Genomic DNA, 22115 nt, shown 5'->3' with positions numbered 1-22115 from the left:
GGCCTGAGGCCCGAGAAGTCGGAAGGGGACATCCATGACCGCGCTCATCGAGACCGACGAGCAGACGGCGCTGCGCACCTCGGTCGCGGCACTCGGCAAACGCTACGGACGCGAATACTTCGCACAGGTCGTCGCGGACGGCACCCACACGGACGCCCTGTGGGAGGAGGCCGCGAAGCTCGGCTACCTCGGGGTCAACCTGCCGGAGGCCTACGGCGGTGGAGGCTCCGGCATCGCCGAGCTGTCCATCGTGCTGGAGGAACTCGGCGCAGCCGGCTGCCCCCTCCTGATGCTGGTGGTCTCACCGGCGATCTGCGGCACGGTGATAGCCCGCTTCGGTACGCAGGAGCAGAAGCGGACCTGGCTCCCCGGGCTGGCGGACGGCACCCGCAAGATGGCGTTCGGCATCACGGAGCCCGACGCCGGGTCCAACTCGCACCGCATCACGACGACGGCGCGTCGGGACCCGGCCACCGGCGAGTGGCTGCTGACCGGCCGGAAGGTCTTCATCTCGGGGGTCGACATCGCGGATGCGACCTTGATCGTGGGCCGTACCCAGGACGCCCGTACGGGAAAGCTGAAGCCCTACCTGTTCATCGTCCCCCGCGACGCCCCCGGTTTCTCGCGCAACCCGATCGACATGGAGATCGACGCTCCGGAGAAGCAGTTCGAGCTGGTGCTGGACGAGGTGCGGCTGCCCGCCGACGCCCTCGTCGGGGAGGAGGACGCGGGGCTCCTGCAGTTGTTCGCCGGGCTGAATCCGGAGCGGATCATGACGGCGGCGTTCGCGCTCGGGATGGCGCGCTACGCGATCGGGCGGGCGCTGGAGTACGCGCGTACCCGGCAGGTGTGGAAGGAGGCGATCGGCGCCCACCAGGCGATCGCGCACCCGCTGGCCCAGGCGCACATCGAGGTGGAGTGCGCGCGGCTGATGACGCAGAAGGCGGCGCGGCTCTACGACGCGGGGGACGACGTCGGCGCGGGCGAGGCGGCGAACATGGCCAAGTACGCGGCGGGGGAGGCGTGTGTGCGGGCGGTGGACCAGTCGGTGCACACGCTGGGCGGCAACGGCCTCACCCGGGAGTACGGGCTGGCGGCGCTGATCACCGCCTCCCGGGTGGCGCGTATCGCCCCGGTGAGCCGGGAGATGATCCTCAACTACGTCTCCCACCAGACCCTCGGCCTCCCGAAGTCCTACTGATGGGCGGGGCGAAGAGGCTGCTGTCCACCGCGACGGGGGCGGGCGTGCGCACGCTCACCCTCGACTCCCCGCACAACCGCAACGCGCTCTCCGCCGACCTGGTGGGCCGGATGTACGCGGAGCTGGAACGCGCCCGTGCGGACAGCGACGTGCGGGCGGTGCTGCTCACCCACACCGGCAACACCTTCTGCGCGGGTGCGGATCTGAGCGAGGCGAGCGCGCACGACGCGCCGAGCGACGGGCCGCGGGAGCTGGCGCGGCTGCTGCGTACGCTCGTCGCCTTCCCCAAGCCGGTCGTCGCCCGGGTCACCGGGCACGTCCGCGCGGGCGGCACCGGGCTGCTGGCGGCCTGCGACATCTCCGTCGCGGGCCCGGAGGCGACCTTCGCCTTCACGGAGGCGCGGATCGGGGTGGCTCCGGCGGTCGTCTCGATGCCGGTGCTGCCCCGTACGGACCCCCGGGCGATGACCCGGTACTACCTGACGGGCGAGCGGTTCGGTGCTCAGGAGGCGGCCCGGATCGGGCTGGTGACGCTGGCCGCCGACGATCCTGACGAGGCGCTGGCGCCGGTGCTCGACGGGCTGCGGCGCGGCTCCCCGCAAGGGCTGGCGGAGTCGAAGCGGCTGGTCACCCGGGAGGTGCTGGCCGCGTTCGACCGGGACACCGGTACGCTCGCTGAACTGTCGGCGCGGCTGTTCGCGTCGGACGAGGCCCGCGAGGGCATGACGGCCTTCCTCGAACGACGGGAGCCCGAATGGGCAGTGCGGCAGGCGCCCGTGCGGTGAACACGCGGGCGGGCGGCGACCGGCAGCCGGGCAGCACCCGCGGCGGCCCGGCGGGTGCGCGCGGCGGTCCCGCGAACACACGTGGCGGCTCCGCTGGCGCGCGCGGCGCCGCAGGCGCTCGTGGTGCCGCGCCCAAGCAGGACCGCAGCCGGGCCACCCGGCAGCGCCTGCTGGAATCCGCCGTGACCTGCCTGGCGGAGCACGGCTGGTCGGGCAGCACGGTCACGGTGGTCGCCGAGCACGCGGGAGTCTCGCGGGGTGCGGCGCAGCACCACTTCCCCACCCGTGAGGACCTGTTCACGGCGGCGGTCGAGTACGTCGCGGAGGAGCGGTCGCGCGCGCTGCGCGAGCTGCCGGCCCCCGCCGGGACGCGTGCCGCCGTCGAGACGCTGGTCGGGCTCTACACCGGTCCGCTGTTCCGCGCCGCGCTGCAGCTGTGGGTCGCCGCGTCCAACGAGCCGCAGTTGGGCCCGCGGGTGACCGGGCTGGAGGCCCGTATCGGACGGGAGACGCACCGGATGGCGGTGGAGCTGCTGGGCGTCGACGAGCGCCGGCCCGGCGTCCGGGAGACCGTGCAGGGGCTGCTGGACATGGCGCGTGGGCTCGGTCTCGCCAATCTGCTGACCGACGACAGCGCGCGGCGCGAGCGGGTGGTCGCGCAGTGGGCGCGATTGCTGGAGAGCACGCTGCACGACTGACGGCAAGCTCCCGGGGAGCGCTCTTTCACCCCGCCGGTTCACATTCATCGACATGGATGGCGAACCGGCGGGGCGCTGCTGTGTGTTCGGCCATGTTCGCAGTCTTGACGCTCCTATAGGCCACTTCTAGGGTGACGCTCGTTCAGCAACCTGGCACATGTTCATGCACGTGAATCAATGGAGCGAACCGAACCAGGGGAGCCGCCATGTCCGGACTGGACTGGGGAGTTGTCGGCGCGTACTTCTTCGTGATGCTGGCGATCGGCCTGTACGCCACCCGCCGGGTCGACAACGTCGCCGACTTCTTCACCGCGCGCGGACGTATCCCCTGGTGGCTGTCGGGAATCTCGCACCATATGTCCGGCTACAGCGCCATCATGTTCGTCACCTTCGCCGCCGTCGCCTACGACTACGGCGTCACCGTGTACTTCTGGTGGCCGCTGACCATCGGGATCGGCGTCGGGATCGGCGCCTTCCTGTTCGCACCGCGATGGAACCGGCTGCGCGCCAAACACGGCGTCAACTCCCCGCTGGAATATCTGGCCGTGCGCTACAACCTGCCCACCCAGCAGGTCCTCGCCTACAGCGGTGCCGCGCTCAAGGTCGTCGACATCGCGGCCAAGTGGGTCGCCATCGCCGTACTGCTGCAGGGCTTCGCCGACATACCGCTGGCCTGGGGCATCACGCTCACCGGCGTCTGCACCATGATCTACATGGCCTTCGGCGGCTTGTGGGCCGACGTCCTCACCGACTTCGGCCAGTTCGTCATCCAGTTCGCGGCCGGCATCGCCATGCTGGTGGCCGTCATGGCGCACCTGAGCGGCTTCTCCACGCTGTGGACCATGTGGGACGACCTGCCCGCCGGGCACGGCGACCCGGTCGCCGGCCCGGTCACCACCACGCTGATTCTCGCGTTCCTCCTCGTCAAGACCTTCGAGTACAACGGCGGCATGTGGAACCTCGCCCAGCGCTACATGGCCGCACCCTCCGGTTCCCGGGCGAAGAAGTCCGCGCTGCTGTCCAGCGCGCTGTGGCTGATATGGCCGCTGATCCTCTTCATACCGATGATCGCCGCCCCGCTGATCGTGCCGGGCATCGAGAACGGTGAGGAGTCCTACATCAAGCTCGCCCAGGAACTGCTGCCCACCGGCATGATCGGACTGCTGCTGGCCGGGTTCTTCTCCCACACCATGGCGATGGTCGCCTCGGACTCCAACGTCATCACCGCCGTCATCACCCGGGACCTGGCCCCGGTGCTCGTCCGCCGGGTCCGCACCTTCAGCGAGCGCGGTCAACTGCTCTTCGCCCGCATCACGACGGTCGCGTTCGTCACCTTCAGCATGGGCTTCGCACTCTTCTCCGACCCCGACGGCTTCATCATGACGGTGGTCGTCAGCATCGTCGCCGCCACCATGGGGCCCATCTCCATCCCGCTGATGCTCGGCCTCCTGCCCTGGTTCAAGCGCCACGGCTCCCTCGCCGCCATCAGCTCCTGGGCCGGCGGCATCGCGGTGTGGGCCGTCCTCTACTGGGGCGTCGACGACGCCTCCCAGCCCATGACGGTGGGCCTCCCCCTCCTGACCTCGCTCGCCCTCTATCTGGCCGTCGGCTTCCTGCGACCCGTCGAGACCACGGCGGGCAACGCGATCGTCGACTCCCTCGCCGAGGACCCGCCCACGCAGGTCCAGCCGACGACACCGGACGCCCCCACACTCCCCCCGCTGGAGATCCGCTAGCGGTCCGTGTCCCCGCCGGGGCGCCCGCCGCAGCGGGCGCCCCTCTTCCCCGTACGGCCCCGCGGCGGGTGCCGGCTCCTCACCGGAAGGAGCCGGCCGTCAGACGGGTGGCGACGTTCACCCGATTCCAGGCGCGGGCGACTACACCGAGGGTGGTCGCCGCCGGCCGTCCGGGTCGGAGAGTCCTGTGGCGCTTCCGCTCCGACGTCACCGAGCCGCTTCCTGCGCACCACCCTGCCGCTCACGCGGCGTCGCCGGGTCGGTCGCACGGTCGGCCAGGTCCGCCTCGATGTTGGCGGCCATGACGGACAGGATCCGGACCGTTTCCGCGTACTGCTGCGAGGTCAGCCCGCGCAGTACGCCGCGCCGCAGCTCGTGCACCCGGGCGGCGACGGCGGCATGCTCGGCCCGGCCTTTCGCCGTCAGGGCCAGAAGATCCGTCTCCGGGTCCTGGTGCACCCACCCGCGAGCGAACAGCCCTTCGGGTGCGTCGAGGAGTTCGCCGAGGTCCGCGGGCCCGGCGCCGGTCGGTGCGGCCTCCCGCCAGAAGGGTGCGAGTGCTTCGGCGGCCCGGGCGCGGCTGTGCGGCTCACGGCCCAGCAGGCTGAGCACCTGCCATTGGCGTCGTGTCACACCGGAGTCCTCCAGGGCTGTACCGAACTGCTCCTCCAGAAGGTTGTGCAGGTGCTTGAGCCAGTAGCCGATCGGCTTGTCCGTCGCGTCCACGCCAGCTCCATACTCATGTAAAAATACATGTACCTGCGGGAAGTATGGAGGGGGTCGCGATGGACGGCAACTGTGCAGGTGAGCCCCGAGAGGTGGCCGCGATCGAGCGCGCGGTGGTGGCACTGCGCCGGCAGCAAAGAAGCCATGCCCTCGCGCGGCTGTCGGCACGCCGCGGGACCCGGAGCGGTCCGTACGGTGCGTTGCCCGACGCGGTCTTCCAACTGCTCGACGTGGTGGACGAGGCAGCAGAGCACGGCCGTGCCCTGACGGTCACCGAGGCGGCAGCAGCCCTGGCCGTGGACCAGCCACGCGCCAGCCGTCTCGCCTCCCAGGCCCTCGAAGCGGGGCTGCTGTACCGCGGCACGGACCCGTCCGACGGCCGTCGCTCACTCCTCGGGCTCACCGCCGACGGGCGCGAGGCGCTCGATGAGATCCGCTCCTTCCGCCAGGAAGCGATCGCCGAAGCTCTCGAAGGCTGGCCCGCAGCGGACCGGGCCGCCTTGGCCCGACTGCTCTCCCGCTTCGTCACCGACGTCGCAGCGGTCACCGACGCGTAGCGCCGCGAGCGCCGCCTCCGCACCGGCGGCTGTGCGCCTCGGCGCCCTCGTTCCGCAGGGGGAGCGGCCTCCCCCGCGAGGGGGAAGACCGCTCGTGCGGGCGTCCGATCCCCGGCGGGAGAGGGCCGGACAGACTTGGACCGTCACGAGCCGCCGGGCCCGCGCACGGCGGCAGGAAGAACGCGGAGGGACGGTCATGACCACGGCAATTGCACAGTGCGGACGGCGCGAGGGCTGGGCGGGGTACGTGGCCGCGGCAGCGGCACTCGCCTACGCGGCGCCGCACTTCTGGTGGGGTGCCGGGATCGGCGCCACCTTCCCCGGCGACTTCGCCGAAGCCCCGCACGGCACCTGGGAAGCCGCGATCGGCTACTGGCTGATGGGTGGCGTGGCGGTGCTCGGCGCGGTCCTCGCACTCGCCCTCGTCCGGCCGTGGGGCCGACGGCTTCCCCTGCGGGTGCTCGCCGCTGTGTCGATGATCGCCTCGGTCGGTATGACGCTGTGGGGCTTCACCTACTTCGCGATGCAGTACCTGCTCGCCGCCGGCCGCGTCGTCTCCGCGCCCGCCTTCGCCGCCAAGGACGCGCATCCGCAGGCCGCCTGGGGACTCTTCTGGTACGCCCTGTTCGTGGTGTGGGGCGTCACGCTGGGAGCAGCCGCCCGGAAGCCGCTGTTCGCCGACCGGCGTACGGCCCGAGCCGCGAACCCGCCGCACGGACGAACCGGCCCGCCCGCCGTCGCGGGGACGGCCTGCCGGTGAACGGGCCGGACCCACGCCGGGTCTCCGACGTCACGACGTCCGTCGGCAGCCCTGCTTCACCTCGCGGTCGAGTGCCCAGGCGTCGGCGACCGGCCCGAGGTGGCCGAGCTTGTCGGGGTTGATCACCGAGCGGATGGTCTGGATCCGCCCGCCCAGCACCTCCAGGACCAGAATGTGGAGCACCTTGCCGTCCCGGTCGCGGAAGATCGCTCCTGGCCGCCCGTTGATCTCCTGCGGCTCGAAGGTCACCTCGACCCGCGCCATCAGGTGGAGGACGGAGACCAGCAGCCGGGCCACGTTCTCGGCGCCGACCACGGACCTGGCCAGCTGCGGCGCCTTGCCGCCGCCGTCCCCCGCCATCGACACATCGGCGGCGAGCAGCTCCCGCAGTCCGACGACATCACCGTCGCGGAAGGCGTCGAAGAACCGCGTCGCCAGCTCCTGCCGCTCCTGACGGTCGGCCTCGAACCGCGGCCGCCCGGCCCGCATGTGCTGCCGCGCCCGCACCAGCAGCTGCCGGCACGCCGCCTCCGACCGCCCCACCGCCTCGGCGACCTCGTCGAAGCCGAAGCCGAACACCTCCCGCAGTACGAACACCGACCGCTCCAGCGGGCTGAGCCGTTCCAGCAGCAGCAGCGCCGCCATCGACACCGAGTCGGCCAGCTCCGCCGCCCGCGCCGGATCCTCGTAGGGATCGGACAGCAGCGGCTCGGGGAACCACGGCCCGACGTACTCCTCCCGCCTCACCCGCGCGGAGCGCAGCACGTCGATCGAGAGCCGCGTCACGGTGGCGGACAGAAAGGACTTGGTCGACGTGGGCCGGGTCGCCGAGCCGTCGAAGCGCAGCCACGTCTCCTGCACCACGTCCTCGGCCTCACTCACGCTGCCCAGGATCCGGTAGGCGATCGAGAACAGCAGCGGCCGCAGCTCCTCGAACTCCTCGACCTTGCTCACGTCGACTCCTCCGTAAGTCCTCTCGCCCGACGGCTCAGTGGAACTGCCCGACCTCGTAGTCGCCGGCCGGCTGCTGAGCGATGATGTTCAGCCGGTTCACCGTGTTCATGAAGGCCACCAGCACCACCAGGGCGGTGAGCTGTTCCTCGTCGTAGTGCTCGGCGGCCCGTGCCCACACCTCGTCGCTGACCCCGCCGGCCGCGTCCGCGACCCGGGTCCCCTCCTCCGCCAGCTCCAGCGCCGCACGCTCGGCCTCGGTGAAGACCGTGGCCTCCCGCCACGCCGAGACCAGGTGCAGCCGCACCGCGCTCTCCCCCGCGGCGGCGGCCTCCTTGGTGTGCATGTCGATGCAGACGGCGCAGCCGTTGATCTGGCTCACGCGCAGCTCCACCAACTCCTGCGTGGCGGCCGGCAGCGACGATTCCTTGAGTATCTTGCCCGCCGACATGAAGTGCTTGAAGGCCTTGCCGGCCGTCGGGTCGGCGAAGTAGTTCAGGCGCGCGTCCATCGTGTGCTCCTCCGCGCTCTCGTCAGGATGCCTACACTCCTTGAGACGAGACAGCCCGGCACCCTGTGACACGGACGCGTGTGACCCACGTCTCCCTGCCCGGTGCACTGGCTGCCGCGAGGCGCGGAGTCACTTCTCGCAGCCCAACTGCCCCGTTGCCTGCTTCGCGGCCCGCTCGGCCAGTCGGAGAAGGTCCTTTTCATGGTGACCGTCGTGGGTCGTGAAGACGGTCACGCCCAACGCTTCCTCACGTTCCGTCGGCAGGCCCGGACACGGCACGTACAGCGCGGCTGCGCGCGGGCCTGCGAAGCCGCCTTCGTACAGGTCGACGCGGTGCCGACCGGACGACCAGTCGAGTTCGGATTCCGTGATGTACTCGGCCCACTCGTGCCAGTCGTCCGGCGTGGTCGCCACCTCGAACTTCACGGCGATGCGATCGTCGGCCCGCACTTCACACGGGAACCGGGCAAACGGACCTTTGACCTTGTTCTCGGCCGACACCGAGTAGGAACGCGCCGGAGGGACCATCCGTCGCATCTCAGCCGTGTTGTCGGTACCCGTGACGTCGGAACACGCCTGCTGGGACGAGGAGCCGAACGACTTGACCCCGCCCTCCTCGGCAGTAAGCAGCTTGGCTGTCAGCCCCGCGGTAGTACACAGCAGCAGCACGATGACGAGGACCAGCACTTTTGTCCGCGAAAAGCGCGCGGCAAGAGAAATCATGAGCAGCCCAGCTGCCCTGAGGCGTGCTTGGCGGCCCGCTTGGCGAGCCGGAGGACGTCCTTTTCGTGACTGCCGTCCGGTGGCGTGAAGACAGTCACGCTCATGCCTTCATTCGCCCCCATTGCTTCCGCCCGTCCTGGACAGGGCAGGAACAGTGCCGCCGCGTGAGCGTCGGAGAAGCCACCCCCGTACAGGTCCACGCTGTGCCGGTCGGAAGACCAGTCGATGCCGGTGCGCGTGATGTACTTCGCCCAGTCCTCCCGATCCCCCGCCGTCTCCTTCACCAAGAGCCTCACAGCGACCTCGTCGTCGGCGCGCACCTCGCACAGCAACTTGGCGGACTTCTTGTTGACAAGTGTCTCGGATTTCACTGAATAAAAAGAGGCTTCCGGGACGATGCGGCGAAGCTCGGCGGTATTGCTCGTTCCGGTTACCGCGGAACAGTCCGCTTCCGTGGACTCGAAAGACCTGGGCGGGTTGCCGCTTTCGCCAGAGAGCAAGACAACTGAAAGGGCGGCCACTGCGGCAAGGAGCACAGCTACCACAACAACCAGCCACGTCACCGGCTTTGTGCGTTCACGACGGACGTCCATCATCACTCCGATGACTTCAAGGTCTTCACCTGGTCGCCACTGGTGAGTTCGGTAGCCATTGTCTGTCCCGCGACCAGCGCATCATTGAATCCGTCCTTCGATCCCGCACGTACCCAGGTGTCCCAATGGCCCGGGCCGTAATCTTCACCGCCATAGTCGTGGTACATCTTGTTGGTGGACGTGACGTCGTCAGCTTTGGCATGCGACCAGTAATCCGATGTCAGCTGTGCCTTCTCGGCGCCCTCGTTGTGGTCGTTGGCCATGTTCCACTCACTCGGCCCGACGAAGAGCCCTGATCCGGTCAAGCCGGAGATGAGCGCGCTGGCGACGGGATGGACGCCCCCGCGTGCCAGCAGCACGTTGGTGACGGTGGCCCCAGCGCCGTAACCCCACGTCCCGACACGGGTCTGTGCCTTCTCATAAGCGGCGTCGTGAGCAAGACCCTCACTGACCACGGCTTCCTGTCGACCAAGTGTGAGCGCGCCTGTGACATATCCCGACTGTCGGCTGACGCGCTCCACGACGTCCTCCGCGCGGTCCTTGGCGTCGGTGTCGGAGCCTTCGAACCGTTCGTACCATGGCAGTTGCGCCTGCACGTCGGGGTCCAGATGGTGTTTCAAGACCGCATCGCCATAGAGCTTCTGCCCGGCGAGCACTTCCTGGTATCCCTCGGGACTCTGTCCGAGAGATATCAAGAATCTGGCCACATTTGACTCGGCCTCTCCGCTCTTTCCGAATACCGCAGGCTCCCCGGCAACTGGGAACAATTGCTCGATCGCATTCATCTGGTGATCTTTCGGCAGGTTGGCCATCGCCGGATCCATTGGCGGCTTACCACTCTCCAAGCCGCGATAGATATCGGGCATGTACTCCCGCGCCATCCGGCCCAGGCTGTCGCCCATCTCCTTGTTTCCCGTGAGGAGAGACGGCTCGTCCGACACGGCCTTGACGACGTCTTCCATGATGCGTGCCTGGGCGGGAGTGTGTACCAGTGAGTCCGGTTTCGCGCCGGCGACGTGGCCGGTCGCCCCGGCTTCCAGCGCTTCGCCCATCGCGTCGCGTCCCGGCGTTCCGCCGTCGGAGCCCGGGAGCGATTCCCACTCTCGGTCTTTGAACAGATAGTCGAAGTGGGACTGCCCGCCCTTGCCGTCCTTACCGGTCTGTTCTTCCGGGTGGCCGAAAAAATCCGTGGAAGCTTCGGGGTTGTGCGAGAGGGCCTTCATGAAGCCGGTCATCGGGTCCACTCCAGCGTCCTTGTCGCTGCCAGGTCCGAAGTGCATCCGGTCCTGCTGGGCGTAGGAGGGAAGGTGGTCCCATGGCAGTACGTCCTCGCGTGTCCTGCCGCCCGGGCCAGGGTCCTTCACGTCACCCGTATGCTTCTTCTCGTAGGCGACCAGCGCGTCGCCGTAGTCGTTGAGGAAGGCACCGTCGTACCTGCCGTGTCGCATCAGATTGCTCATGGCTTGAAAGCCGAAGATCGGCTTGTGCGAGGCCGTGCCGGAGACCGGTTGGTCGCCGACCTGGATCACTCCCTTCTTCCACGCCGCCATGTCGCCGGACTCGGAGCGGGACGCCGTCGCCAAAGTGGTACCGAGACCGGTTTCCAACTCACCCAGCAGCTTCTTCCGCGCGTCCAGCAGCTTCCTGTGTTCACTGAACGTTTTCGTGCCGCTCCCGGCGCCCGCAGACTCCCACCTGTCGATCTCCATCGCCTTGGCAAAGAATGCGAGGGATTTCTTCGGCCCCATCTCGCTGGCGACTCGTTCCGCGAAGACAGGATCCTTACCACTGCGCTTCAGCCAGTCGTTGAGGTGATCGAGCTGGGTATTGCTCAGCTTGCTGGGGTCCTTCGAGGTCAGCTTGAGGACGGCGTCCGCGTCCTTGACAGCCTGACGTGTCTTGTCGAAGTCGGTGACGCGGGAGGAGAGGAAGTTGTACTTGTCCTTCGCCTCAAGCCGTAGTGCTTCGGCAGCACCCTTGTCGGTGATGTGGGCGGCCTTGAGGACCTTTTCGATGTCCTCGACGACAGCATCGATCTGCTTCTGAGTGGGCTTGGGATCGGCGTCTTCTCGTGGCTCCACGACACCGTTCGCCGTGACGTGCACACTCTTGTCGGCACTCGCCACCGCTTCCTTCAGGGCCTCCTTGTGGGCCTTCATCTTGGTGTGGAGACCGGCCAGAATCGTGTGCACGCTCCGGGCGGTCGCCAGCACGTCCTTGAACTCGCCCGCCGTTCTGGTCACGAATTTCTTCGTCACATCAGCGTTGTTCCCAGCCCAATCCGCTCCGTTTGCCTTTTTCGTGAGCCCTGCGGCAGTCGTGCCTTGTCCGTGCCCGTCCTCACCAACCAGCTCGACCAGATCGTCGACCATGTCCTTCCAGTCGTTGACCGCCTTCTTCAGTGTCCCCAACCGCAGGTCGTGGAGCTGACGGTAGGTGATCACGTGAATGCCCCCCTTGTGCTTTCCCGTACGTTGGTCGACCTACGCTGAACTACTTGATGTAGTCGTAGATACGGGAAACCGTCATCGCCTTACCCGCAGCATTCTTCATGCCCGTCTGAATGTCATGCTCATCCTTCGCATGCTGTGCCTTCGAGTAGTCGAGGTGATTGGAGATGTGCGCGCATGCTTCCTTGAGCGTACCCAGTTTGGTGTTCCAGGCGTCATGCAGCACGGTGAGCGCGGAACCGGCCTCCAGCCCGTCGTTGAACAACTGGGTTGCCGCATCGAAGGTGTTCTGCCGAGCCAGGTCCCCTGTGGTCGACAGCTGTGAGTGCAAATCGAAGGCCATGTTGCCGAGAGCTCCCAACTCGTCGTCACGAACGACGAGGTCACTCTCTTTACCGACAGGCTTGCCGTTCGCGCCGTCGGGCGGCAGCGCGTGGTTCAGCCGCATTTCGACGTGGCCGTCCCCGGTGGCGGTGTCCAGTCCAGTTGATCCGTCCATGTGAGCTGACACTGTTCCCCCTCCTGCAATCGGCTGTGTCAACACCGATCACAGGCCCCTACCCCACCACCCGCGGGCTTATAACCTCCGGCATTCTGGATAGATGGTGCATCCATCGGTCATTCGGGCAGGTCCAGTTCGGCCCACAGGGTTTTGGTGACCGGATCGTTCACCCGTTCTCCCCAGCGGTGCGAGAGGGCGTCCACCAGGAGCAGCCCGCGACCTGACTCGCACCCGTCCTCGGGCGGCCACGGCGCCCCCGGCGGCAGCGGCTTGTCCGCCCGCGCGTCGGTGACCTCCACCCGCAGCACTCGTGCCGGTGCCGCCTCGGTCAACGTCAGGCTCACCCGGAAGTCGCGGCCGATACTGCCGCAGTGACGCACGGCGTTCGCCGCCAGCTCCGCCACGATCACCGCCGCCGTGCGCGAGGAGGCACTGCGGTACGGAACCGCGTGCTCGTCCAGCCACTGTGTCGCGAGCAGCCGCGCGAGGCGCGCCCCGCGCCGGGTGGAACTGAGCTGTACGGCGAACGTGGCCGGCGCCGCGCCCACGTGCGGCGGCTCGGGATGGCGAATTCTGGCCGTTTGCGGATTCATAGGGTGACCGTCCCGCTACGCGGCTAGCGTGGCCCAGGTCAGGAGCGCGTCGCCCGCCAACGGGTACGGCGGCGCACACCTCCTGCGCGGGGATGTACGGGCCGCACGCCGTGACCGGATCACGGCGAACGGCGTTGACGCGAAGACCCGTTGAGGGCGCACGAGGACGTGAAGCGTATGACCAGCGCGAACGGAAGCAATCCCACCGACCGCAAGAAGGACGGCCGGGCCGTCCCCTCGCCCCGTACGGCGGACACCGCCCAGCAGCGCAAACGCGAGGACGACCGCCCCGGCATCTGGGTCGGCTACGGCAAACTGCTGCGCAAGTTCCGCCTCGCGGCGGGATACTCGCAAGAAGCCCTCGCCCCGCTGCTGGGCTACTCGGCGGAGCAGGTCGCCTCTGTCGAGCAGGGCCGCCGCCCGGCCAAGGCGCCGTTCACGGAGGCCGCGGAACGGGTGCTGAACGCGGGCGGCGTCCTGGCCACCCTCCAGGACGACGTGGACTTCGCGAAGCTGCCCGCCTTCTTCCGGGACTTCGTGCTGCTGGAGATGGAGGCGGTCAGCCGGTTCGAGTACGACCCGCTGCTGATTCCAGGATTGTTGCAGACAGAGGAGTACGCACGGGCTCTGTTCGAGGGCCACGTACCCATGCTCGGTGAGGAGATCATCGAAGACAGCGTCGATGCACGGCTGAACAGGCAGAGGATTCTCACCAAGAGCCCGTTGGTGGATTTCTCCTTCGTGATCGGAGAGGCGGCGCTGCGCCAGGAACTGGGCGGGCCGGAGACGATGAGGGAGCAGTACCGGCACCTGCTGCGCCAAGGCGAGCTTCGCAATGTAGCCGTCCAAGTCATGCCACTTGGAACCGGCTTCCACCCTGGCCTGCACGGTGCGATGGTGTTTGTGGAGACCTCGGAGCACCAGCGATACGGCTACTTCGAGGCGCAGGGTATCGGCCATGTCGTCAGTGACTCCATGCACGTGAGCGCATTCGCACTCCGGTATGGCAAGCTGCGATCGCAGGCGCTGAACGTCGAGGAATCAGCCGCCTTTATTCGAAAGTTGGCAGGGGAACGATGAGATACGAGCAGGAAGCAGCCCGGTCTCGGGAGCTGTCTTGGTTCAAGAGCAGTTACAGCGGCCCGGAGGGGGGCGACTGCGTCGAGGTTGCGCACGCTGTCGCCACCGTGCACGTGCGTGACTCCAAGGAGCAGCGCGGTCCCGTCCTGTCCGTACCGTCCGGCCAGTGGGTGGCGTTCATCGGGCATGTGGCAGGCCAGGGATGAACGAGCTGTCCTGGTTCAAGAGCAGCTACAGCGGCCCAGAGGGCGGCAACTGTGTGGAGGTTGCGCACGCTGTCGCCACCGTGCACGTGCGTGACTCCAAGGAGCAGCGCGGTCCCGTCCTGTCCGTACCGTCCGGCCAGTGGGTGGCGTTCATCGGGCATGTGGCAGGCCAGGGATGAACGAGCTGTCCTGGTTCAAGAGCAGTTACAGCGGTTCGGGCGGCGGCAATTGTGTGGAGGTTGCGCACGCCGTCGCCACCGTGCACGTGCGTGACTCCAAGGATCGGCGCGGCCCCGTCCTGTCCGTACCGTCCGGCCAGTGGGCGGCGTTCATCGGGCACGTGGGGCAGTCGCACAGCTGAGGCCGTTCACTTCGTCCCCGCCACCGGTCCGGGTGGCGGGGACGACGTGTGTCGGGTCCTGACGGGGTGGATGGCTGTTACAGGTTCCGGACAATCTTTCCGGCCAGGGTCGTGAACTTTCGCAGGAGGGGCCGCATCACACCTCCCGTAAGACGCACTCGACCAGACGGGGAGCGCCGGGCGGAGAGGCCCGGCGCCGGAAAAGAGGAACCATGACTGGCAAGCTCACTCGCGCCGTTCGCTGCACTGCCGCCGTGCTGGCCGTCGTCGCGGTCGGCGCGGGAGCCACCGCGTGCAACTCGTCCAGTGACAGGTCCTCCGCCAAGGCGGGCACACATGCCGACGCGGCGAAGGGCGAGAACACCTCGGGCGTCGAGGTGAAGGAGACCGCCCAGCAGGGTTCGCGGACCGACGCGGTGAACGCCTCCGCCGCCAACACCAGCAAGCGCTGCCACACCGGTGAACTGGACTTCACCTGGGGCGGCCCGCACGGTGGCGCCCCGGACATGGAAGCCGACCACCAGCAGGTCGCGACCGTCCAGCTGAAGAACGACGGTGGGCGCACCTGCACCCTGCGCGGCTTCCCGGGCGTCCAACTGATCAGCGAGTCCGGGGAGACCTGGGACCTGCGCCGCTCCGGGGACACGCCCAGCACCCTCACCCTGAAGCCCGGTGAGAGCACTGCCGCTGTCAGCATGAACATCCTGCCCGTGCCCAGTGACATGAAGGGCCCCGAGCGCTTCGTGCCCAGCAAGGTCCTGATCACCCCGCCCGACGAGACGACCCACGTCACCCTCGACTGGCCCTACGGCGGCGCCATTCTGGACCAGTCCGGCGCCACCCGCCCCGGCACCTTCGTGAACCCGATCGTCCTGGGCTGACCCCACCGCGTGCACCGCGTGCACCATGGGTGGGGCCGGCCGGCCCAGACGGAGATGAACGCTTCCGGCCCCGCTTTCGTGTATTTCTCGGATCACCGAGAAGGAGGACGGGATGGCTCACCTGTCGCAGCCCCGGCCCGTTACGCCCCGTGCGGACGAGCCGGGGGTGTCGCGGCGGTGTCTGCTGCTCGGCGCGTCCGCTGCCGCGCTCTCGGCGGCAGGGTGCAGCGGGGGGAAGGACGGGGGGAAGGACGCGGGGGAGGACCAGGCGCCGGATGGGTCGGGAGCCGGGCCCTCGGGCCGTGGGGCGGCCCCGAGCGGCGCGCTGGGCGCCAACTTCAACGAGGACCCCCGCGACCTGCGCTTCGCGCAGTTGCGTGAACTGTCCACGGGCTGGCTGCGCGGCTTCCTTCCGATGCCGGAGGTCGGCAAAGGCGCACCGGGTGGCCAACGGGCCGTGGCCACGCTGTTGGACGCGCACAACCGGGGGTACGGCACCGTCCTGTCGTTGAAGTTCCCCTACCACAAGCGTGCGTTGCCCGCAGCGGGCAGCGCGCTCATGGAGGCTGAACTCGCGCGTGTGGACAAGGTGGCGCGTGCCGTGCTGGGCAAGGTCGACATTCTGGTGATCGGCAACGAGCCGTTCCTGGAGAGCCGACGCGCCGACCGCGACGGCCCGGCCCTCAACCGCTTCTACGAGCAGCTGGCCGAGCACGTCGTCGCGTACCGCGAGAAGCATTTCCCGGACGGTTGCCCGACCCGCCTGTACATGGGCGCGCTCAATCGTCTCGACGACCCCGCCGAGCGGACTGCCGCCACCCGCCGATGGCTGGATTTCGTCCACAGCACACGGGAGATCGAAGGCGTCGACATCCATCCGCACGTGGACTCCCTCGACGCCGCCCAGCAATTCCTGGACTACGTCGTCCCGCACCTGCGCTCCGACCAGAAGTTCCTCGCGACCGAGTTCTCCCTCGTGCACAACTGGCGGGCGCACATGCGGGACAGGATTCCGCCCGGCTTCGCCCGGCGCTACGGCATCGAGCCGGAGACGCGGGTGTGGCAGCTTCTGAGGAGCGCGGTGGACAACCCGTTCCCCCAGGAGAAGTGGGACGCCTTCTTGGCCATGAGCCCCTGGTTCCACAAGAACCGGCACTACCTCCGGGAGCAGGTACAGCGCTTCCGCGACACGGGGAAGCTCGCCGTGGCCACCTACGGCGTGGCCCAGGCCGACGCGATGGTCCGCGACATCGGCCCCGCCAAGCAGCCGTGGCTCCTCAACAGCCTGTACGCCACCCGAACTGTGCGGGCGCGTCAGGACGGGGGATCCGGGCGCACCACGGCGTGGTTCGAGGACTTCAGGGCGTTGCAGCGGGACCGCGACCGCCGCCGGCTTGAGAACCGGGCGGATCCGCCGTGAACTTTTTCGTCCAGCCCGGCATCGAACTTCCTGCGAGCCCCGTACCGGCGCTGCCGCCATCCGGTACGGGGCTTCTCAGCGACCCGACCCCCTACTACAAGGACCGACGCTCCGCACCGGTGTCAGCCGGCGTAGCCGTCCACCTCGCGGGGGTTGCGAGGCCCCGGCCCCACATAGCGGGCCGAGGGGCGCACCAGGCGGCCGGTGCGCTTCTGCTCCAGGATGTGCGCCGACCAGCCCGCGGTGCGGGCGCAGGTGAACATCGAGGTGAACATGTGCGCCGGGACCTCGGCGAAGTCGAGGACGATGGCGGCCCAGAACTCGACGTTGGTCTCCAGCACCCGGTCGGGGCGGCGGGCGCGCAGCTCGGCGAGGGCGGCCTTCTCCAGGGCGAGGGCCACCTCGTAGCGGGGGGCGCCCAGTTCCTTGGCCGTACGCCGTAGCACGCGGGCGCGCGGGTCCTCGGCGCGGTAGACGCGGTGGCCGAAGCCCATCAGCCGCTCACCGCGGTCGAGCTGGCGCTTCACATAGGCGTCCGCGTCGCCGGTGCGTTCGATCTCCTCGATCATGCCCAGGACCCGGGACGGGGCGCCGCCGTGCAGGGGCCCCGACATGGCACCGACCGCGCCGGAGAGCGCCGCCGCGACATCCGCGCCGGTGGAGGCGATGACACGGGCGGTGAACGTGGAGGCGTTCATCCCGTGCTCGGCGGCGGAGGTCCAGTAGGCGTCGACGGCGGCCACGTGCTTGGGGTCGGGTTCGCCGCGCCAACGGCGCATGAAGCGCTCGACGACGGTGTCGGCCTTGTCGATCTCCTTCTGCGGCACCATCGGCAGGCCCTGCCCGCGCGCGGACTGCGCGACGTAGGAGAGCGCCATGACGGCGGCCCGCGCCAGGTCGTCGCGGGCGGTCTGCTCGTCGATGTCGAGCAGCGGCCGCAGGCCCCAGACGGGAGCGAGCATGGCGAGTGCCGACTGGACGTCCACCCGGATGTCTCCGGAGTGCACCGGGATGGGGAACGGTTCGGCGGGCGGCAGGCCGGGGTTGAAGCCCCCGTCGACGAGCAGTCCCCACACGTTGCCGAACGACACCTGGCCGACCAGGTCCTCGATGTCCACCCCTCGGTAGCGGAGCGAGCCGCCTTCCTTGTCGGGTTCGGCGATCTCCGTCTCGAACGCGACGACTCCCTCGAGCCCGGGTACGAAGTCGGACATCTGGCGGCTCCCTCGTGATGTGCCGTCAGAGCGGTGCCTGACGGGCGGAACGACCTGCTGGTGGTGGGCTGCGCGGGGCAGCGTGGTCTGCTGTGCATGCTGCGCATGCTGTGTGGGCGCGGCGAACGGTTCCGCTGCCGGCTTCTCGCGGCTCACGGACCGGGCCGTCACCTCGGTCATGCCCGCCCCGGTCGGTGGTCACGCTCCGCTGCCTGTGGCCTGGAGCACGCTGTCGGGCGGAGCGGCAACGATAGCCGCTGGTGTACGGCTGCCACAGCTCTCGGGGTCAGATTCTGTCGGTTCCGGCACCTGCACGGGAGGGTGAGATGAGGCACAGCGGCCGATTGCGGGCCCGCAGGTGTGCGCAGGGGGTCCACCGGGCAGACTGTCCGACCGGGACCGGGGTGGATGCTGCAAGATGGCTGCGTGCCTCACGCCGATGACGTTGACGACGCTGCTGCCGGGACCGCTGAAACCGCCGCTGCCGCCACCCCCACGGACCCGACCACTCTCGACCCCGCCGCGATGCGTGCCCACTACCGGGACGAAGGGCTCAGCGAGAGCGGGCTGGCGCCCGACCCCTTCGCCCAGTTCGCGCTCTGGTTCGCCCAGGCGACCGCCAGCGGACTGCACGAGCCCAACGCCATGGTCTGTTCCACCGCCGACGAGCGGGGCCGCCCCAGCTCCCGTACCGTCCTGCTGAAGCGCTACGACGAGCGCGGTTTCGTCTTCTTCACCAATTACGGCTCCCGCAAGGGCCGGGAGATCGAGGCGAACCCGTACGTCTCGCTGCTCTTCCCCTGGCACGGCATCGCCCGCCAGGTGATCGTCGCCGGTACGGCGGAGCGCACCGGGCGCGACGAGACGGCCGCCTACTTCCGGACCCGCCCGCACGGCTCCCAGCTCGGCGCCTGGGCGAGCGAGCAGTCCTCCAAGGTGGCCTCCCGGGAAGAGCTGGACAGGCTGTACGCACAGCTGGCGGAGCGCTACCCGGAGGGGGAGGACGTTCCGGCGCCCGCCCAGTGGGGCGGCTACCGGGTGCGGCCGGAGACGGTGGAGTTCTGGCAGGGCCGGGAGAACCGGCTGCACGACCGGCTGCGCTACCGCCTCGCGGCGAGCGGCGACTGGGAGATCGAACGGCTCTGCCCCTGAGCTGACCGCGCCCGTCACGGGCGCGAACAGGAAACGGCCCGTGGGCGACTCCCTCCGCCGGAGGCGGACGGCGTCGGTCGGACGAGTCCGACGAGCCCACGGGCCGGGTGACTGCTGTGGATTGGCCGGCGAACCGGCGTCACGCTAGTGGCGTCGGCCTCAGGCCGCAGCCACCTCACACGTCCGGTGATTGATCATCAGCCGGATCACCTCCTTTCCTGTGTGCTCCACACCGTAGGCACCGCCCCGGTGGGCGGCAAAGGAATTTCGGCGAATTTCGGGGCGACAACGATTTCGGGGAACTCGCTGTGTGCTGGGTCACGTTCGAGTTGAATGATCCGTACACACTCCGTGGCGCTCAGCGACGATCGTGATGCGGACAGCACGCGACAGACGGGCAAAGCAACAAGAACTACGCACAGCAACAAGAGCAACAAGAGCAACAAGAGCAACAAGGCCTACGAGGCAACAAGGCCTACAGGGCAACAGGGGCTACGAGGCAACAAGGGGGGCGCCGAGGTGGCGGCTCGATCCGAAACCCATTCCGCGTCGTCCTCGGACGGTGACGGCGGGCCCGACGACGAACTCCTGCTCGCCGCGCTGCTCGACGGCATGGACGCCGCGTTGTGCGCCTTCGACGCCGACGGCGTGGTCACCCACTGGAACCGCGAGGCCGAGCGGATGCTGGGCTGGACGCAGGAGGAGGCAGTCGGCCGCAAGGGTCTGGCCGGCTGGGCGGTGCGCCCGGCCGACGCCGAGGAGGTGGAGGGCCGGCTGCTCGACGCGATGCGTTCGCCCGGCCGGCAGGTCCACGAGTTCGCGCTGCTGACCAAGGACGGCGGGCGGGTGCTGGATGCGCACCAGTCCTCGGGAGTCAGCGGCGCCGACGGTCGCCCCAAGGGCGTCTACTGCGCGTTCAGCGAAGTGCACGCCCAGATCGACCTGGAGCGCTGCATCGCGCTGAGCGAGGCACTGCTGGAGGACGCCTCCTGGGGCGTGGTCCTGGTCGACGCCGATCTGCGGCCCACCGTCGTGAACGCCTACGCGGCCCGGGCCTTCCGGGTGCCGGCCCGTGCCACCATGCTCGGCCGCCCGCTGGGCGAACTGCTGGAGCAGGGCATGGAGGAACTGGAGGGCGCGCTCCAGCACGTGCTCGGCGAGGGAGCACCCCCCGCGCCCGCCGAGATATGGGTGACGCTGCGCCCGCACAGCGACCGCATGGCTGCGGGCCGCGCGCCCGCCGACACCGCGCCCGCCGACCGCGCGGACAGCGACCGGGCGGACACCGACCCCGGGACCGCCGACCCCAACGGCCGGAGCCGCCCCGCAGCCGGTGCGGGAGCGGGCGCCGACGAGGCCGAGGCGGCCACCGTCGGCACGGAGTCGGCGCGCCGCCGCTGCTGGCGCAGCGGCTTCCTGCGGCTGGCGTCACCGCTGGCGGAGGAGCCCGTGCCGCTGGGAGTCGCCTGGCTCTTCCAGGACGTCACCGCGCAGAAGCGGACCGAGCGGGAAGCGGCCCGGCTGCGCTTCCGCGACGGCCAGTTGCACCGCGCGGCGCGCGCCGCGGCGGAGTGCGCGGACCCGATGGAGGCCGCCTGCCTCCACCTGGAGTTCGCGCTGGCCGGTTTCGCCGACCACGCGCTGCTCGACCTGGTGGCCGAGCCGGGCCCCGAGCCCTCACGCACCCGGGACGCCTCGCTGGACGCGCTGCCGCCCCGCGACCCGCGGCTGGTGCGGGCCGCGCTGGCGCCCGCCGTCGAGCGCGGTCGGCCGCCGTTCATCGAACCGGGCACCGCCAGCGGCATTCCCGTCGCCTACCCGGAGGGCCATCCGGCGCTCCAGGCGTACCAGCGCTGCACATCCGTACGGGCCAGCAGCGGCGAGCAGCGCGGGCCGGACGCCGTGGAGTGGGCACGGACCCGCAAGTGGCCGCAGGGCACCGTGCACGGGCTGTGCACGGTGCTGCGCTGCCGGGGCCGCTCGCTCGGCGTCGTCACCTTCCTGCGCGACGCGGGCCGCCGCCCCTTCGACAGGGAGGACGCGGACTACGCGGAGCAGATCGCCGCACACGTCGCGGCGGCGGCCGACCTGGCGGTCGCGCTGCAGGGAGATCAGCGGTAGAAGATCCGGTCCGCGTACTCGTCCATGACCTGCGCGTTCCAGTCGTGTCCGCCGTCCACGTTGCCCGAGCGCAGCATGGGCGGCTCGACTCCCCGGCGTACCAGCTCGTGCGTGGCGGTGGCGACGATCGCCTGCATCACCGCGCTCGCCACCACCGTGGAGGCGGGCGCGAACGGCGCTCCGACGCCCTCGGCGGTCAGTTCGGCGTCACCGACGGCGATCCGGCTGTCGACGACGATGTCGCAGTGGTCCTTGAGGAAGGTGCCGGTGGTGTGCCGTGACCGGGTCTGCGCCGCGTACGCGACCGAGGTGACGCCGATGACCTTCAGGCCGAGCGCCCGGGCGTTGAGGGCCAGCTCCACAGGGAGCGCGTTGCGGCCGGAGAGGGAGATGACGATCAGTACGTCGCCGGCGCGCGCCGGGCTGGAGTCGAGCGCTGCCGCCGCCAGCCCGGAGACCCGCTCCAGCGCACTGCCGAGCGTGACGGGGGTGACGTCGACCCCGACGGCGCCGGGGACGTTCAGCAGGTTCATCACCGCGAGCCCGCCCGCCCGGTAGACGGTGTCCTGCGCCGGGAGGGAGGAGTGGCCCGCGCCGAAGGCGAAGATCCGGCCCCCGTCGGCGATGGTCTCGGCGAGCAGTTTGCCCGCCGCCTCGATGCCGGCCGCCTCGCCGTCCCGGACCTCCTTCAGCAGTGCGACAGCGGCGTCGAAGAATTCCCCGGCCGGCGTCCTGTCCGCACTCCCGTCCTGCTCAGCTCCCTCGATCTGCTCAGCCCTCCCGTCCTGCTGAGCCCTCCCGTCCTGCTCAGCCCTCTCGGCCTGCTCACCCATCGCGTGCCCTTCGCATCCGTCACCGCGGACCGGGTGACGCCCGCGGACATGCGCCGCACCC

The 22115-nt window shown here is 69.4% G+C and carries 24 protein-coding genes; 14 read left to right on the top strand and 10 right to left on the bottom strand.

Annotation, left to right across the window (positions count from 1 at the left end):
• Positions 1-34: 34 nt before the first annotated feature.
• From KBY19_RS02715 to KBY19_RS02700, 4 genes are all read left to right on the top strand, one after another.
• Complete coding sequence (locus KBY19_RS02715) at positions 35-1201, top strand: acyl-CoA dehydrogenase family protein (protein WP_210965066.1); 1167 nt, start codon at positions 35-37, stop codon at positions 1199-1201.
• Entirely contained in the window at positions 1201-1986 is a 786-nt protein-coding gene (locus KBY19_RS02710) for an enoyl-CoA hydratase family protein (RefSeq protein WP_210965065.1), read from the top strand. Before KBY19_RS02715 ends, KBY19_RS02710 begins: the two co-directional genes overlap by 1 nt.
• Positions 1956-2684, top strand: a complete 729-nt coding sequence (locus KBY19_RS02705; RefSeq protein WP_099882130.1) for a TetR/AcrR family transcriptional regulator — start codon at positions 1956-1958, stop codon at positions 2682-2684. Before KBY19_RS02710 ends, KBY19_RS02705 begins: the two co-directional genes overlap by 31 nt.
• 206 nt (positions 2685-2890) lie before the next feature.
• Positions 2891-4420 carry a sodium:solute symporter family protein gene (locus KBY19_RS02700; protein WP_099882128.1) on the top strand — a complete coding sequence of 510 codons (1530 nt, stop codon included), beginning with the start codon at positions 2891-2893 and terminating at the stop codon, positions 4418-4420.
• Positions 4421-4627: 207 nt separating this feature from the next.
• Here the strand turns inward: KBY19_RS02700 and KBY19_RS02695 are convergent, their stop codons facing one another.
• Positions 4628-5146: a MarR family winged helix-turn-helix transcriptional regulator gene (locus KBY19_RS02695; protein WP_210965064.1), complete on the bottom strand. Its 519-nt coding sequence runs from the start codon at positions 5144-5146 to the stop codon at positions 4628-4630.
• Positions 5147-5205: 59 nt separating this feature from the next.
• Here KBY19_RS02695 and KBY19_RS02690 point away from each other — a divergent pair, with 59 nt between their 5' ends.
• Positions 5206-5703: a MarR family winged helix-turn-helix transcriptional regulator gene (locus KBY19_RS02690; protein WP_099882114.1), complete on the top strand. Its 498-nt coding sequence runs from the start codon at positions 5206-5208 to the stop codon at positions 5701-5703.
• A gap of 196 nt (positions 5704-5899) precedes the next feature.
• Positions 5900-6463: a DUF3995 domain-containing protein gene (locus KBY19_RS02685; protein ID WP_210965063.1), complete on the top strand. Its 564-nt coding sequence runs from the start codon at positions 5900-5902 to the stop codon at positions 6461-6463.
• Between the two features lie 30 nt (positions 6464-6493).
• On the opposite strand, the gene KBY19_RS02680 is transcribed toward KBY19_RS02685, so the two are convergent.
• The 7 genes from KBY19_RS02680 to KBY19_RS02650 form a co-directional block, all read right to left on the bottom strand.
• Positions 6494-7417: an RNA polymerase sigma-70 factor gene (locus KBY19_RS02680; protein WP_210965062.1), complete on the bottom strand. Its 924-nt coding sequence runs from the start codon at positions 7415-7417 to the stop codon at positions 6494-6496.
• A gap of 34 nt (positions 7418-7451) precedes the next feature.
• On the bottom strand, positions 7452-7925 hold the full coding sequence (locus KBY19_RS02675) for a carboxymuconolactone decarboxylase family protein (protein ID WP_099882110.1): 474 nt from the start codon (positions 7923-7925) through the stop codon (positions 7452-7454).
• A gap of 129 nt (positions 7926-8054) precedes the next feature.
• Complete coding sequence (locus tag KBY19_RS02670; protein ID WP_143674888.1) at positions 8055-8648, bottom strand: hypothetical protein; 594 nt, start codon at positions 8646-8648, stop codon at positions 8055-8057.
• Positions 8645-9247 carry a hypothetical protein gene (locus KBY19_RS02665; protein ID WP_143674887.1) on the bottom strand — a complete coding sequence of 201 codons (603 nt, stop codon included), beginning with the start codon at positions 9245-9247 and terminating at the stop codon, positions 8645-8647. Before KBY19_RS02665 ends, KBY19_RS02670 begins: the two co-directional genes overlap by 4 nt.
• On the bottom strand, positions 9244-11685 hold the full coding sequence (locus KBY19_RS02660; RefSeq protein WP_210965061.1) for a DUF6571 family protein: 2442 nt from the start codon (positions 11683-11685) through the stop codon (positions 9244-9246). Before KBY19_RS02660 ends, KBY19_RS02665 begins: the two co-directional genes overlap by 4 nt.
• Positions 11686-11734: 49 nt before the next feature.
• Complete coding sequence (locus KBY19_RS02655; RefSeq protein ID WP_099886584.1) at positions 11735-12139, bottom strand: hypothetical protein; 405 nt, start codon at positions 12137-12139, stop codon at positions 11735-11737.
• A 170-nt stretch (positions 12140-12309) separates the two neighbouring features.
• The gene (locus KBY19_RS02650) at positions 12310-12786 is read right to left on the bottom strand and encodes an ATP-binding protein (RefSeq protein ID WP_210965060.1); all 477 of its coding nucleotides are present in this window, start codon (positions 12784-12786) and stop codon (positions 12310-12312) included.
• 177 nt (positions 12787-12963) lie between these two features.
• Here KBY19_RS02650 and KBY19_RS02645 point away from each other — a divergent pair, with 177 nt between their 5' ends.
• The 6 genes from KBY19_RS02645 to KBY19_RS02620 all read left to right on the top strand — a co-directional run bounded on the left by KBY19_RS02645 (position 12964) and on the right by KBY19_RS02620 (position 16734).
• Positions 12964-13866, top strand: coding sequence for a Scr1 family TA system antitoxin-like transcriptional regulator (locus KBY19_RS02645; RefSeq protein ID WP_210965059.1), 903 nt, complete (start codon positions 12964-12966; stop codon positions 13864-13866).
• Positions 13863-14072 (top strand): DUF397 domain-containing protein, encoded by a 210-nt coding sequence (locus KBY19_RS02640; protein ID WP_210965058.1) that lies wholly within the window; start codon positions 13863-13865, stop codon positions 14070-14072. Before KBY19_RS02645 ends, KBY19_RS02640 begins: the two co-directional genes overlap by 4 nt.
• Positions 14069-14251, top strand: coding sequence for a DUF397 domain-containing protein (locus KBY19_RS02635; RefSeq protein WP_210965057.1), 183 nt, complete (start codon positions 14069-14071; stop codon positions 14249-14251). The genes KBY19_RS02640 and KBY19_RS02635 overlap by 4 nt, the downstream gene beginning before the upstream one ends.
• On the top strand, positions 14248-14433 hold the full coding sequence (locus tag KBY19_RS02630; protein ID WP_210965056.1) for a DUF397 domain-containing protein: 186 nt from the start codon (positions 14248-14250) through the stop codon (positions 14431-14433). Before KBY19_RS02635 ends, KBY19_RS02630 begins: the two co-directional genes overlap by 4 nt.
• A gap of 212 nt (positions 14434-14645) precedes the next feature.
• Positions 14646-15314 (top strand): DUF4232 domain-containing protein, encoded by a 669-nt coding sequence (locus tag KBY19_RS02625; protein WP_099882095.1) that lies wholly within the window; start codon positions 14646-14648, stop codon positions 15312-15314.
• A 112-nt stretch (positions 15315-15426) separates the two neighbouring features.
• Positions 15427-16734, top strand: a complete 1308-nt coding sequence (locus KBY19_RS02620; RefSeq protein WP_221505990.1) for a hypothetical protein — start codon at positions 15427-15429, stop codon at positions 16732-16734.
• Between the two features lie 122 nt (positions 16735-16856).
• Here KBY19_RS02620 and KBY19_RS02615 read toward each other — a convergent pair whose 3' ends face one another.
• Complete coding sequence (locus KBY19_RS02615; protein WP_099882090.1) at positions 16857-17948, bottom strand: citrate synthase 2; 1092 nt, start codon at positions 17946-17948, stop codon at positions 16857-16859.
• Between the two features lie 525 nt (positions 17949-18473).
• Between KBY19_RS02615 and pdxH the strand changes: the two genes are divergently transcribed.
• Positions 18474-19100 (top strand): pyridoxamine 5'-phosphate oxidase, encoded by a 627-nt coding sequence (gene pdxH / locus KBY19_RS02610; RefSeq protein ID WP_099882088.1) that lies wholly within the window; start codon positions 18474-18476, stop codon positions 19098-19100.
• Between the two features lie 519 nt (positions 19101-19619).
• On the top strand, positions 19620-21221 hold the full coding sequence (locus KBY19_RS02605; RefSeq protein ID WP_210965110.1) for a PAS domain-containing protein: 1602 nt from the start codon (positions 19620-19622) through the stop codon (positions 21219-21221).
• On the opposite strand, the gene KBY19_RS02600 is transcribed toward KBY19_RS02605, so the two are convergent.
• Positions 21212-22054 carry an SIS domain-containing protein gene (locus tag KBY19_RS02600; protein WP_221505989.1) on the bottom strand — a complete coding sequence of 281 codons (843 nt, stop codon included), beginning with the start codon at positions 22052-22054 and terminating at the stop codon, positions 21212-21214. The two genes, KBY19_RS02605 and KBY19_RS02600, sit on opposite strands and share 10 nt — an antisense overlap.
• Between the last annotated feature and the right edge of the window lie 61 nt (positions 22055-22115).

It is taken from the genome of Streptomyces sp. B15, from assembly GCF_018070605.1.
GTDB classification, from domain to species: Bacteria; Actinomycetota; Actinomycetes; order Streptomycetales; family Streptomycetaceae; genus Streptomyces; species Streptomyces smyrnaeus.
The sequence above is the reverse complement of the archived record's forward strand: the minus strand, read 5'-3'. Positions and strand labels throughout refer to the sequence as shown.